The organism is Shewanella sp. SM69, assembly GCF_025653985.1.
In the GTDB taxonomy this organism is placed as follows: Bacteria; Pseudomonadota; Gammaproteobacteria; order Enterobacterales; family Shewanellaceae; genus Shewanella; species Shewanella oncorhynchi.
In genome coordinates, this window is the sequence record NZ_JAKKRV010000006.1 from 1 (window position 1) to 13,629 (window position 13,629).

The 13,629-nt window shown below is 46.4% G+C and carries 13 protein-coding genes; 6 read left to right on the forward strand and 7 right to left on the reverse strand.

All coding sequences use genetic code 11. The features are described 5' to 3' along the window. Positions 1-332 precede the first annotated feature (332 nt). Positions 333-557: a cupin domain-containing protein gene (locus tag L5M37_RS09860; protein WP_263200483.1), complete on the forward strand. Its 225-nt coding sequence runs from the start codon at positions 333-335 to the stop codon at positions 555-557. A gap of 19 nt (positions 558-576) precedes the next feature. Here L5M37_RS09860 and L5M37_RS09865 read toward each other — a convergent pair whose 3' ends face one another. From L5M37_RS09865 to L5M37_RS09880, 4 genes are all read right to left on the reverse strand, one after another. After that, complete coding sequence (locus tag L5M37_RS09865) at positions 577-1,749, reverse strand: AAA family ATPase (RefSeq protein WP_263200310.1); 1,173 nt, start codon at positions 1,747-1,749, stop codon at positions 577-579. A gap of 83 nt (positions 1,750-1,832) precedes the next feature. Next, a complete protein-coding gene (locus L5M37_RS09870; protein ID WP_263200312.1) occupies positions 1,833-2,999 on the reverse strand; it encodes a dipeptidase in 1,167 nt (388 codons plus the stop codon). 176 nt (positions 3,000-3,175) lie between these two features. Beyond that, positions 3,176-3,622: a SufE family protein gene (locus L5M37_RS09875; protein ID WP_263200313.1), complete on the reverse strand. Its 447-nt coding sequence runs from the start codon at positions 3,620-3,622 to the stop codon at positions 3,176-3,178. 69 nt (positions 3,623-3,691) lie between these two features. Then, a complete protein-coding gene (locus tag L5M37_RS09880; protein WP_263200315.1) occupies positions 3,692-5,029 on the reverse strand; it encodes a cysteine desulfurase in 1,338 nt (445 codons plus the stop codon). A gap of 346 nt (positions 5,030-5,375) precedes the next feature. Between L5M37_RS09880 and L5M37_RS09885 the strand changes: the two genes are divergently transcribed. The 5 genes from L5M37_RS09885 to L5M37_RS09905 all read left to right on the forward strand — a co-directional run bounded on the left by L5M37_RS09885 (position 5,376) and on the right by L5M37_RS09905 (position 10,590). Next, complete coding sequence (locus L5M37_RS09885) at positions 5,376-7,076, forward strand: methyl-accepting chemotaxis protein (RefSeq protein WP_263200316.1); 1,701 nt, start codon at positions 5,376-5,378, stop codon at positions 7,074-7,076. Positions 7,077-7,356: 280 nt separating this feature from the next. Next, on the forward strand, positions 7,357-8,196 hold the full coding sequence (locus L5M37_RS09890; protein WP_198572891.1) for a MipA/OmpV family protein: 840 nt from the start codon (positions 7,357-7,359) through the stop codon (positions 8,194-8,196). Between the two features lie 9 nt (positions 8,197-8,205). Continuing rightward, positions 8,206-8,595, forward strand: a complete 390-nt coding sequence (locus L5M37_RS09895; protein ID WP_173497302.1) for a DUF3019 domain-containing protein — start codon at positions 8,206-8,208, stop codon at positions 8,593-8,595. A gap of 1 nt (position 8,596) precedes the next feature. Next, positions 8,597-9,301, forward strand: coding sequence for a response regulator transcription factor (locus L5M37_RS09900; protein WP_173497303.1), 705 nt, complete (start codon positions 8,597-8,599; stop codon positions 9,299-9,301). Further along, on the forward strand, positions 9,298-10,590 hold the full coding sequence (locus L5M37_RS09905; RefSeq protein WP_263200319.1) for an ATP-binding protein: 1,293 nt from the start codon (positions 9,298-9,300) through the stop codon (positions 10,588-10,590). Before L5M37_RS09900 ends, L5M37_RS09905 begins: the two co-directional genes overlap by 4 nt. A gap of 260 nt (positions 10,591-10,850) precedes the next feature. Here L5M37_RS09905 and L5M37_RS09910 read toward each other — a convergent pair whose 3' ends face one another. From L5M37_RS09910 to L5M37_RS09920, 3 genes are all read right to left on the reverse strand, one after another. Further along, positions 10,851-11,309, reverse strand: coding sequence for a CC0125/CC1285 family lipoprotein (locus L5M37_RS09910; RefSeq protein ID WP_028761861.1), 459 nt, complete (start codon positions 11,307-11,309; stop codon positions 10,851-10,853). A 21-nt stretch (positions 11,310-11,330) separates the two neighbouring features. Further along, positions 11,331-12,104 carry an outer membrane protein OmpV gene (gene ompV, locus L5M37_RS09915; protein WP_317630090.1) on the reverse strand — a complete coding sequence of 258 codons (774 nt, stop codon included), beginning with the start codon at positions 12,102-12,104 and terminating at the stop codon, positions 11,331-11,333. Positions 12,105-12,457: 353 nt separating this feature from the next. Continuing rightward, positions 12,458-13,498 (reverse strand): NADP(H)-dependent aldo-keto reductase, encoded by a 1,041-nt coding sequence (locus tag L5M37_RS09920; protein ID WP_105250120.1) that lies wholly within the window; start codon positions 13,496-13,498, stop codon positions 12,458-12,460. Positions 13,499-13,629 lie beyond the last annotated feature (131 nt).

The following is a 13,629-nucleotide window of genomic DNA, read 5'->3' on the forward strand; positions in this document are numbered from 1 at the left end:
TTAATAATTAATCAACCAGCAAGTTGCTATGACAATTGATTTGATGATGAGACAGTCAGACTGATCTACTGAAAACCTTAGCTCGCCATAGGCTCATAATGAAGCCGCAAGGATGATAAGGACAGTAGAAGCAGATATCCATCAGGGCCAGAGGCATACCTCAATAACAGGCCGAATATATGGGTGCAATGAACTCTTCTCATAATCGCTATCGAATGTCTTGCAAACCGGATGGGTCCATATATGGCGTGAATGCCATTAATGCAGGAGCAATTAATGGCCTTACTTAAAGTGCGTTACCATTCAGTTAACATCAGCCCGCTGAATCCTGCATCTTCAGGTGGTTTGGGTATCTACCCGAAGCTCAATGGTACGATCAAACTCAGTATGAATGGGTGATGTTACTTAAAGGCGAGGCGACACTCGAATTTGAACAAGGTGAACCCGTTACGCTAACTCCAGGTGACTATTTAACGATTTCGCCCCATCAAAAACATCGAGTCGCTTCGACTTCTATAAGTTCAGAAACCCTATGGCTCGCGGTATTTTACGATTGATTAGGGTTAAGGCTATAGGTTAACGATTCTGCCATAGCCAACTGGGCGTATTGAGTAAGTCTTGGCCTTGGATCTGCGTTTGGCCTAAGGTTTTGTCTAAGGCCAAGGTATTGCAGTGTTCAAATTGGCTTAAGGCATTAATAAGCCGATTAGCATGGGAAACCACCCACAACTGGCACTCTTCCGATACCTTCGCGATTAAGCGTGCAAGCGCAGGTAATAAGTCGGGATGTAGGCTAGTTTCTGGCTCATTTAACACCATAAGCTCTGGCGGCCTAGGGGTCAGTAGGGCGGCGATTAACAGCAAATAACGCAAGGTGCCATCCGACAATTCACTGGCATTGAGTGGCCTTAATAAGCCATTTTGATGAAATGCGAGTACTAAAATACCGCCCGCTTGGGGTTCAATGCGAACTTTAGCACCGGGAAACGCATCGCTTACCGCATGATCAAAAGCCGTTTTATCACCTATCTCAAAAATGGTTTGAATTGCTGATGCAAGGTCGCGCCCATCGTGGTGCAATACTGGCGTGGCTGTACCTAATTGTGGACGACGGGCTGGCGCTTCTGCATCGGTTCTGAAGTGATCGTAAAAGCGCCATGCGCGGATACTATCGCGAAGCTTGAGCACTTCAGGGCTGCGCTCTGGATCGGCAAGTTCGGTAAAAATACTGTCGCCGGTTTGCAGGTGTGCGCCTAAGGTTATCCAGCCTTGTCCGTCAGCACTGCGACTCTTTACCATAGGACCACGGCGCTCAACCAATACCGTTGAGGGTCGATACTTAGGCCCGTTCCAAATGGCTTCGCGCTTGATTTGTGGATCTAAGCCAAACAGCGTGGTGGCGTCGGGTTTGGGTAAACCGAGTTCAATAAGATAGCTAAAATCTTCGCCAGCAAACCCAAGCTTTAGGCGTTTTGGCGCTTGCCTGACGGTGGCTTCAATGGCGGTGTCGCCCGCTAGCATACTTTTGGTGGGGTTTTCTGGTCCCGCCCAAAAGCTGGAGTCGAGTCCGCCTTCTTGGGCTAAAGCATTGACAACGCCGCCTTGCGCCGTTTGTGCGAGTAAACGTAGCGCCTTGTATAGATTCGATTTACCACTGCCATTCGCCCCAGTGATCAAATTGAGTTGCCCTAGGGGTAAGACGATTTCACGCAGAGAGCGATAATTGAAAATAGCGAGAGTGGTCAGCATAGAATATCCAAGACTGAAACAAGCTGATAAGCCAGTAAATTTATCGACAAAGTAAATTAAACATGACGATAAAACAATGGCATTTACAGTAGCACTTTGTTGAGCACTCTTTGCCAGTTACCACCCATAAAACGGTCGCGGTCAGTAGATTTAAAGCGTGCCTTGGCTAAGGCATCGTCGATACGGCTCATGCGATCGATATGATTCAGCTCGGGGATTACTACATGCCTTGGCTCTGCATCAAAACCTAGCACGCCTTTCGCCCTCAGGCTGTACCACCATTCTTGATATTCTTTAATGCCTTTGGCGTTGTCATTGCCGAGTGCCAGTAGGTTTTCTTGGCCTCGGAGCGGGAAGTCATTCGCGATTGCCACGCAGTCCACTCCACCAACACGCATAACGTATTCCAGTTGGCGAATATAATCATCAATCGTGGGCACGGCATTATTGGTAAGCCAGAAACTCATCATAAATACGCCGAATACGCCGCCGCTATCGCCGATGGCGCGGATCACTTCATCGGGGGAACAACGGGCATGGTTTACTATGCCGCGCGCCGCGCCGTGGCTTTGCACTATGGGTGATTTAGTGATTTTTGCGACATCTAAAGCGGTTTTAGCGCTGGAGTGACTCACATCGACTAAGATATTGGCGTGATTGAGTTTGGCGATAAGTTCGTGCCCGTGGGCCGTGAGTGGTTTATTGAGTCCGCCACTGGCATCATTATCTAAGGCGCCGCCGGCAAAGGTATTGCCGTAATGGTGGGTGAGTTGCAGTACGCGTAGCCCTTGTTGATGAAACTCATCTACCCGCGCCCACTGGTTAGCTTCACTGTCTTCTTCGACACAATCTGCGCCTTGGATTTGAAAGTATACCGCAGTGCGTTGGCTGTCGCGGGCACGTTGAATATCTTGCCCCCTCAGGCCTTGCAACAAAATATCGGGATGATCACTTACCCGTTTAGCGGCCTGCTTAATGCTTTCCATGCAAGCTTTATAAGTGCGTTTGTAGTTTTGAGTGCCATCGGCTTGTTCTATGGTCTCAATAGCCGAAATATCGCAAAGATAGGCATCGAGCTTAGCGGCAGTTACATCACTTAAGTCATCGGGAAGGAAAGATAAACCATCGACATATATCCGCCTCTGTGCGGCGGCAAAGCTAGGTAAACTGGCGAGTGGACTTAACAGAGTTGCTGCGCCAAGACCTTTAAGGAGTGTACGACGGTAGTGATTGACTGCCTTGATGGGCATGCTCGGTTCCTATCAATAACGCAAATGTAACTTCTTTATACCTTTTTAGGGCGTAGAAGTCTTTGATTAAATCCCTTTTTTGGCCTTTGCCCCTGAGCTAGAGTTGTGATTATTTGTTGTTGCCGAGTGGTTTCAATTATTGCTTGTCGCAGTAAATGAAAACCCTCGGGTTATGATTATCGAGTGGCTTCAACCATTGCTTTTGCCAGTGAGTTAAGGCCGTTAGTGCGCGATGGGCTGAGCTGACCTTCTAGGCCCAATTGTTTGAAGTAAGCTGTAGGATCAAATGCTTGGATTTCAGCGCGGCTTTTGCCATGGCAGGCACCAAGCAATAATCCGATCAATCCCTTAACGATGCGGGCATCGCTGTCGGCTAAATAATAGTGCCTGCCAGCCTGTTCTAGATGATAAATCCACGCATCACTTTCGCAGCCTTTTACTTGAGCGGCCTCGATGCGAAGCTCAGGGCTTAAACTTGGTAAGTCTTTCCCTAACAACATAATTTGGCGATATCTTTCCTGCCAGTTAGGGGCATTGGTAAAACGCGCCAGTAAGGTTTTGGCATCTTGCACTAAATAGTGAAAATCGGCCTCATTTGGCATAGGCATGATTGAATCTGTCATAGGGCTAAATCCTATCTAACTTATTTTGAGCATCGTATGAGTTGGGTAGAGCAGTGGCTAAATGCTGGATTACAGCAGCAAGTCTTTTACCGAGGCTAACGCGGCAATAAAGCGGTCGATATCGTCTTTATTGGTGTAGATACCGATAGAGGCGCGGCAACAGCCCTTAAGATTCAGGCTCTGCATTAATGGCATGGCACAATGATGGCCACAACGAACGGCAACCCCTTGTTGGTCCAGCAAAATGCCTACATCTTGGTGATGTTCACCGGCAAGATTAAACGCGACTACACCGATATTGTCATCAAAGGCGCCGTATAAATGCACTTCACCGAGCGCGCGCAATTGGTTTTGTAAATAGTTAACTAGTTCAGCTTCATAAGCTTGAACCTGCGGCATGAGTTCGGTTTGTAAAAATGTAATGGCCGCACCCAAACCTATGACTTCAGCAATCGGCGGCGTGCCCGCTTCTAAGCGATTCGGCAGGTTGCCAAATTCTGTCGCTTCAAAACTCACGCGTTTAATCATCTCGCCGCCAGTTAATAGTGGCGCGAGACTATCTAACGCGTCGAAACGGCCGTAAAGTACGCCAACACCAGTGGGACCATACATTTTATGCCCCGAGAAGACGTAAAAATCACAATCGATTTCAGTCACATCCAGCGTTAAATGCGCCACTGCCTGCGCACCATCAACTAAGGTGATGGCACCTTGTTTTTTCGCTAACTGCACTAGCTGAGCCACGGGATTGACTGTACCTAGGGCGTTGGAAACATGGCACAGGGCGACGATTTTAGGCTTTAACTCGAGCAAGGTTTTATAGGCGTTGATATCTAAGCGGCAATCCTGACAGAGCGGGGTTGGTTTAATGATTGCCCCTGTGCGTTTCGCCAGTTCCTGCCAAGGCACGATATTGGCGTGGTGAGCGGCTGCGTCGATTAATATTACATCGCCTGCGTTTACGTGTGCAGTGAGTCCAAAGGCGACTAAGTTGATTGATTCTGTGGTGCCGTGGGTAAAAATGATTTCTTCGCGGCGTTTTGCCTTCAAAAATTGCTGCAACTGATCGCGCACTTTCTCATAGCTTAAGGTCGAACGCGCTGATAACTGATGCGCTGCACGGTGTACATTCGCATTGTCGTTAGCGTAAAACTGCGCCATGGCATCTAACACCATTTGCGGTTTCTGGCTGGTGGCTGCGGTGTCGAGATAACACAAGGGATAGACATCAAGCAGTTGATTTAACGCTGGGAATTGCGACCTAATTTTAGCATTGCGCTGCTCTGCTTCTAATGAACAAAGAACCGCTGTGGCATCAGGAGAGGCACTTGCCGAAGGATGTGAGGTAACAGTATTCGTCGCTGTGTTAGTCACAGTATTTGGCGTAGGTGATGCAGGTTGAGTCATGGGCGAGGCTAAGGGCAATGAAAAAGGCCATGGGATCTTCTGTGATCTGCCATGTGAATGCAAGTCTTAGCGGTTTGTTGAGGTGTTGTTATCGGACAGTGGTATTGAATGCCTAATTTCACTAAGGTCTGTTCAAACTGTTGCCTAATAGATATTTCGCACGCCTTAAACGGTTTTAGACTCTAACGCATCATTGAGCTTAGCTATGATGCGATTTTTCTAATGTTTAAGTTTTTCTTTTAAATTCAGCTAATACTTTACGCTTAATTCATCCACCTAAAGTTAAAACTCCGACTATTCTAAATTGGACGTCCTTCGTTGTCAGTGTTTGCTGGAGAGTAGTTTTATGGTGAAGCTTTTAAAAGACTTACGGATTAAACATAAGATGATCGCCCTCGTTGGGGTGATGTTAGTGCTGATCTTGATTTTGTCTGGATTTAGTTTGTTGAAGATGCAGCGTGTATCGGAGGAAATTCAAGCCATTGCAGAAGAGAATCTTCCGTTAGTGAGATTATCAACTGACGTCACCATTAAGCAGCTTGAAAGCTCTGTCATTTTAGAAAAAGCGTTTCGTGCCGCGGACATTGAAACCGCATCGAGCCAGCAAATTTTAGTGGCTTTTATTGCGGATGTTATCAGGCACAATGAAGACATTAGCAAGGAGTTACTCTCGACTCAGTCTATGCTCAATGAGGCATTAAAAGAGGCTGAAAATCCGCAATTACATGAAAAAACTCAGCAGTTAAATCAAGAGATTGGCACTATTATTCAACGTTTTGGTAATTATGAAGCCCTGCTTGCCACTGTGATTACTGGAATACAGCAAAAAGAAGAACCTGCAGCCTTGGCTAAGCGGGTTGAATCTTTAGAGATTGCGCAAAATGAATTTAATACTGAGCTGAGGCAATTCGTTGAGCGTTTAGAGCAAATGACCCAAACTGCGGTTTCTGTGACTGAGGAAGAAGAACTCAGGGCGATTTATGGCTTAACGATTATTTCGATAGTATCTTTAGTCATAGGCTTATTGATTGGCATCGCTTGCAGTCAATACATGGTCAAATCTATCAATCGGTTACGTAATTCTGCCGCTAAGATGGAACAGGGTAACTTTAACCAAGAGCTGCGCGTCGATTCTAAGGATGAACTGGGCGAACTTACCGTCAGTATGAATCAAATGGCGTGGACCTTAAGTAAAACTGTTGGCCAAGTGATTGCTCGAAGTGAAGAAATTGCCTCTATGGTGACTGAGCTTAATGCGGTGGCCGAGAATAATCGTGAGGCCATGTTGAGGCAGCAGGATAACACCGACCAAGTCGCCGCCTCTATGACCCAAATGGCAGCAACGATCACTGAAGTGGCGAGTAGTGCAGAAACCGCTTCTTACTCAGCGGGACAAGCCGAGCATAAAGTGAAAGAAAGTTGTGAAGTTGTCGATGCGAGCGAAAAAATATCGAAGCAGTTGGTTGCCAGCGCCCAGTATTCGAATCAACTTATTCAACAGGTTCAAGCGAGTACTGGAAAAATCCTCAACTTTGTTTCTGTGGTCGATGCGATAGCGGGGCAGACGAACTTATTAGCTTTGAATGCATCGATTGAAGCGGCGCGGGCGGGAGATCAAGGTCGTGGTTTTGCTGTCGTTGCCGAAGAAGTGCGGGCATTGGCAACGCGCAGTCAAACGGCCACGCAGGAGATCAGCGATCTTATCCAAACACTCGTGAAAGATGCTAAATCCTCAGTCGAATCCTTCGCCAATAACGATAAGCAAATCAGTGAGTCATCACTGCTCGTTAATCAAGCCAAGCAACACTTATTTGAGATTTTAGATGCGTTGACTGAACTGACTCAGGCTAATACTCAAGTCGCGACCGCCAGTGAGGAGCAAGCCGTGACCGCCGAAGATATTAGTGAGCGCATTAATGCGATTCGTGATTCGGGTGAATTGGTACTCAGCAGCGCTAACGAAACAGCTAAAGCCAGCGAGTCACTGTCTAAGCAGGCGAATTCATTGAGGGAAACGATGCAGCAGTTTAAGGTGCGAGTTGTTTAAATGTATTTGCCCATAATTCAGTGTGCCAACGACTGACAGCGGTTAACTTAACTGCGCCACTTCATCTTAGCTTGAGCCTCATTTGTGCCTTAACTCAATGTGAGGTGTGTGTATCCCCAAACAATTTGAAGATGCAAGATTCAAGTTGTTTGGGATATAGGTCTCTCTTGTTATCCGACACACAATTGCCGTAAAAATGATACTGGTTGTGCAGTGACTTGCAACAAACTGTTGTAATATGTAGCGCTAAATAACGACTAAAAATGTGAATTAAATGGGCATGCGTATTCTTTGGCTTCTTGTGTTAACGCTGAGCATTCTTCCTAGAACCGCTGCAGCATCAGATATTGCGAGCAGTGTTACTGGAGGAGCTAATCGCCTTGCAGACGGCGGTGATTTTGAGCTGGGCATGAGTGTTTACGGAATTAATCAAGTCGATGTTCGGCAAACGGATTCAGGTTCTGCACAGTTGTCGCTGTTAGTCAGTGGCATGTACCAGTACAAAGGGCTGTTTGTTGAGATGATCCATCAATCTCAAGATGGCATTAATTTGGGATTTAATCTTTGGAGCTCAGAGGATTGGTCATTAGAACTGCTATTGGCTAACTTGCAAGGTTCATGGTCCCGTCCTGATGTGGATCCCAGTACGCTGGATGAAGCTGGCCGCAATGCTTATCTACTATCGGAAGATTCTCTCTATGTTGGTGCCGGTTTTCGTGCCACACGTTATTGGGGCGATAACTATGTTTTTCAGTATAGGTTAGTATCTGATTATTATGATGATCAAGGTATTCAAAGTTCTGCAAGATTGGGTAAGTCCTGGCAGGTTCGTAATTGGAATTTTCACGTATTGGGGAGCGTAGGTTACTCATCTGCCACCTTGAATCGCTATCTTTTTGGGATCAGTAAGGAAGAAGCCACTGAACGCTTTCCTGAGTATCGGCCGGATAGCTCTTTCAGTTACGGCATGGAGTTAGGAGTTGCTTATCCGCTGAGTGAAAATTTTGTCTTTCGGGCTATGTATCGCTTCAATGTGTTATCCCAAGAAGTGACCGACAGTCCCTTCAATCAAGCGAGTTATACATCGTATTTTAATGCTTCTCTTAGCTATGTATTTTAGGAGGAGGGCATGAACCGATTTAATCCATTGTTAGCGGTAGTGATGCTGAGCGCGCCTTTTTTGGCTTGGAGTCAGGATGATGCCGTTATTTTTACCGCAACCCCAGAACGCTGCATTGCACTGCATAAAGGGCAAACTTGCTATCAAGATGTATTGTTCCGATGGCAGACACCCGCGAGCGGCGAGTACTGCCTCATACTGACAGACCGTCAGCACCAGTTAACCTGCTGGACTGGCAAAGCTTTGCAAGAATATCAATATAGTTTTGAAGGGGATAAAACGGCGACTTTTAGTCTTATCCGTAATGATGATGTGCAACCGCTCGCGCAAGTTAAAGTGGTCGTGACATGGGTTTATAAGGCCCCTAAACAGAGTCAGTCCGGTTGGAGGTTATTCTAATATGTCAGTTGCAAAGCATATCTTAGTCGTAGAGGACGATACCTCACTGGCAGAGTGGATCAGTGATTATTTACTGGATCACGGTTACGGGGTGACGGTTGCCAGCCAAGGCGACTTCGCCTTAGAGATGATAGCCGATGAGATACCTGACTTAGTGCTACTCGACGTGATGATGCCCGTTAAGAATGGCTTCGATGTGTGTAAGGAGGCCAGGGCATTTTATACTGGGCCCATTTTATTTATGACCGCTTGCGTTGAGGACGGCGATGAAATCCGCGGGTTAGATGCCGGTGCTGATGATTACCTCACTAAGCCGATTCGACCACAGGTGCTGTTAGCGCGGATAAAGGCCCTGTTACGCCGAGTGAGTGATGAGGAGCAAAAGCAGCAATTAGTGTTTGATTCTTTAGTGTTAAATGCGACGGCAAAGTCAGTCACCATTGATAAACAGCCGCTGGATTTGAATGCCAATGAGTTTGATGTTTTGTGGCTGCTGGCATTGAAGGCGGGCACGATAGTGAGTCGCAATGAATTGGTGGCTCAACTGCGGGGCATTGAATACGATGGCCTAGACCGCTCGGTGGATATTCGCATATCGCGCTTACGCAAGAAGTTGCAGGAAGCGTTGAGTCAGCCCTATAAAGTCAAAACCATTCGTGGCAAGGGATATTTGTTTTGCCGCGATGAGGCCGAGCAAGCTTTATGAAGAAGTTAATGACTTCTCTGGTGCTGGTCGTGCTGGTGGCCATTGCCAGCCTAGGCTGGTCGATAAGTGAGTTTGCAACACTTATTGATCCTGATAATGAAACGCCTAGCCCAGCAACTCACCTCGCGGCATTAAAACTGCTGGGCGGTTCACTGGCGCAAACGTTAGATAACGATCCCGCCCCTAATAATGCGTTTATAGACAACTGGAATCAGCGAAATGCAGATCAATTGTCTTTGGTGAATGAAGCAGATTTTGTCTTACCCTCAGCCCTAAAGACAGAGTTTTATTCAGGGGAATCATTATTGCTGGAGTCCGATGATGGCATCTCTTTGCACTATTTATTGCCTAAAACGGGTCAGGTGCTGAATATCAATACCCAGATAGTGACGCCAGCCGATGTGAGTTTTAACGCGAACAAGCTGTATACCATGCTTTTTTATGGCGGTGTGGTGGTGATTTTGTTGGTGTGGGTGTCTCCTTTAATCCGCCAACTGGTTAATCTCAGTAAGGTGACTCAAGCATTTGGTATGGGAGAATTACAGCAGCGAATTGTGGTCAGTAAAGCGTCCTACATAGGCACAATAGAAAGCGAATTCAACCGTATGGCAGATCGCATCCAGCAATTAATCGATGACAATAAATTGCTTAGTCGGGCAGTTTCCCATGATTTAAAAACTCCGATTGCGCGGCTGCGATTTGGTATTGCGGCGTTAGAAGAAACCCAAAGCGAACAGCTTAGGGTGAAGTATTTCCAACGATTGAACCGCGATCTGGACACTATGGAAGAGTTGGTCATGACACTGCTCAGCTATGCCCGTCTCGATGAGGCGAATATCCAACCTGATTGGCAACCTATTGAGCTTAATACTTGGTTGCTGGAAAAGTATCAAGGCCAAGTATACCCAGGGTTTTCAGTGGAACTCATCACCTGCCCAATACCGTTGAACATCAAAGCAGATCCAAAGTACTTGTCAATGCAGGTGAATAACTTGCTCAGTAATGCGCTGCGTTTTGGCCGTGCCAATATCCGGTTGATGTTGGCATTGGAAGATGGGATTGCGTGGTTACACGTTGACGATGATGGCCCTGGCATAGATGAACAGGAATCTGCTCAAGTGATTAAACCTTTTGTGCGTGGTCAGCATAGCCGCGGAAATTCCGGTCATGGCATGGGTCTGGCGATTGTCGATAGAATTGGTTGTTGGATGGGTTCCCCATTACGTATTGGCCGTGCTCCTGACTTGGGTGGGGCTCGCATGTCACTAAAATTCAAGGCTGAAGTTTAACGTTGGGGTTTAATACGATTGGTGTAATGCGAGGTTTGAGTCGTTTTTGTCTGTTTCTTTAACATGAGCTGAAGCGAGCAATGCGGCTAAATCTGCGTCATCTAATCTGCTGAGTTGATTTAGAGATAGAGGCAGAATGACTCAACTCACTATACGAATGAGTGCCTAACGAATTGGTGCAGAACAGGGGGATTTATAAATAAAACGCACCAGCCTTGATGCCTAACGAGAATCTAGACTGGTGCATTTTTGATGAGCAATTAACTTTTCACATTGACATTGTTAAGTATGTAATCTGTTTCATAGATGCGGGAACTCGCATTTTCTGGCTTGCTATGTAAACCTGTGACTTCGACCATGACAGAGGTTTCTTGATTCATCGTCGAACTCCCCCACAAGATATCCTTACTCGCGCTTGCTCCTACTCCAAACTGGCCAATTGCATCACGATCGGTTTGTTCGTGAGTAAAAGTGAAGTAGTTATAACCCGCTTGTTTGCATAACTCTGCTGACTTACGCATGACGTACTTTCGGGCCAATGCGCGGTCAGTGTTGGTATTGCCAACAAAGCTTATCTGCCAGCTATCGGGTGCAATCTGTGCGGTTTCAAATCCTTTACCGAAAGACCAAAATTGCTTTTCGGTATCGTAGGAAGTGGCACAAGCTGAAAGCATCAGAGCTAATCCAGCACATAAAAACGTTTTTCTGATAAGTGTCATGGTCTTGTCTCGTCAGGTTGTTTAGAAGCTATAGTTCACGCCAAGGGTAGTAATCCACTGGTTGTTACTGTCTATGAGCGGAGAGTCTGCCATGTTGGCACCTATGTGCGAGTAACCTGTGGCTTGAGTAATATCTAAATGCTTAGTGACTGGAATAACCAAAGCGTAGCCTAGCTTATATGCAAAGGTGCCGTCGGCTTGATAGGCAGGGCGCTGCGCCGTAGCTTCAGATGACGTCACACCTGTGTAGTAGTTTGCGAAGTCTTTACTGAAGTAGTGCACACCTGCATAAGGCACCAGATCACCGAAGCCTACATTTATTGGATGGTAATAGGTGATATCAGCCTGAAAACCATCATAAATATTGGTGACATCGTGTTGGAATTTAGTTGATAGCGTGCCATTTCCTAAATGAATGTCGGCGTTTAAACCCAGATCGCCACTGAACTTGCGATCCTTCATGCCCGTTAAAATATCCGCATCATCGGCATCAAAGCCAGGATTGGCAACGGCAAAGATACTGAAATTAACGGCACTATCGTTCGTGCCTAAAAAGCGGTAGTTGATGCCGGACAGATCGGCGTTGAAGTCTTCACCGTGGTAGCCGCCATTGAGATAGGCACCTGTCTGGTGATCTTGACCCTTATAAAACTGACTACCAGTAGCAACACCTGCGCCAGCAAAGAACTGATCTTGATGACTATAGATATTACCGTTACGAATGTAGGTATTGCTTTCAGCAAGAGCGTGGCTTGACATCAAAACACTTGTGATTACAAAGCAAAGTTTTTTCATTTTTTATCCTTAAGACATCTGTCTAGTGACTGTGATGCCACTATATTTCACTTCTTAAAAGGACTCTGTATCCGAATGTAACCTAGACCATGTATTGCAGCCTTCTCGCATAGCCTGGCGCTGGTGAGCTCGTGGAGCTGAAGACGATGACCTTTTGCTAAGCCGGAGGGATAAGATAAAGAAGACTAAGTAATAGGTAGCTTTTGATTGAATGGAGGAGAGAGCGCATTGATGAGGTGATATAAAGGTAAAAAGTTATGCCTCTAAAGCTATTTGAAATCAATAGCATCAGGGGGATTTGACCCGATGCTATTGGTCAGTCATTCAAACAACTCGCCGACTAAGCCAAGGGGCTAAGGACAAGGTAATCTAAATTGATCGGACAGTTGGTTTAATCGCACTAATAGCTCTGGTGATAAGGTGACTTTTAAACTGTCGATGTTTTCTTTCAGTTGATATAAGTCGGTAGCGCCTATGATATTGGAGCCGACAAACTTACGTGAGTTAACAAAAGCTAACGCCATTTGTGCGGGCGTGAGCTTGAACTCGCGGGCCAAATCGACATAGGCTTTTGTAGCCTCCAGAGCCATTTGCGAACCTGTATAGCGGGCGAAACGCTTAAACAAGGTCAGGCGCGCGCCTTCAGGCCATTGGTCGTTGCAATATTTTCCCGTCAAGGCGCCAAAGGCCAGTGGCGAATAGGCCAGTAATGGCAAGTTTTCGCGGTGACTGATTTCGCTCATGCCGACTTCGAAACTGCGATTAAGCAAGTTATAGGGATTTTGCACACTCACAATACGCGGCAAGCCATGTTTTTCGGCGAGTTGCAGGTATTTCATCAACCCCCAAGGCGTTTCGTTCGACACCCCGATATAGCGAACTTTACCTTGGCGGATCACTTCGGCGAGCGCTTCTAGGGTTTCAAGTATCGGCGTTTGATGCTCATGCTCTTGTTGATCGTAAAACAGTTCACCAAAGAAATTGGTATTACGGTCAGGCCAATGGATTTGATAAAGGTCGATAGTGTCTATTTGGAGGCGTGCTAAAGATGCATCGACCGCTTGATGGATGTTGTTCCAGTCCAGCGCCATATTTTTGCGAATGTAATCACTTTTACCCCCCGGTGCGGCAATTTTAGTGGCGATCACTAAGTCGTCTCGGTTACCGCGGGCCTTAATATATTGCCCTAGGATACGCTCGGTTTCCCCTTGGGTCTCCGGCTTAGGTGGTACGGGATACATTTCCGCCGTATCGATAAAGTTGATGCCATTGCCTATGGCGTAGTCCAGCTGTGCAAACGCTTCGGCTTGGGTATTTTGTTCGCCCCAAGTCATAGTGCCCAAACAAATTTTACTGACCTCAAGATTAGAATGCGGTATGCGTCTGTATTCCATCTATTTCTCCTACGGAAACTCTCTTAGTTTGAGGCTACCAAGCTTTTGCTGTAAAGCAAAGGTTAAACCATAGGTTGAAATGTTAGTGCGCTAAAAATAGCCAGCAAGTTTAGCCATCCTGCCCCATTTTG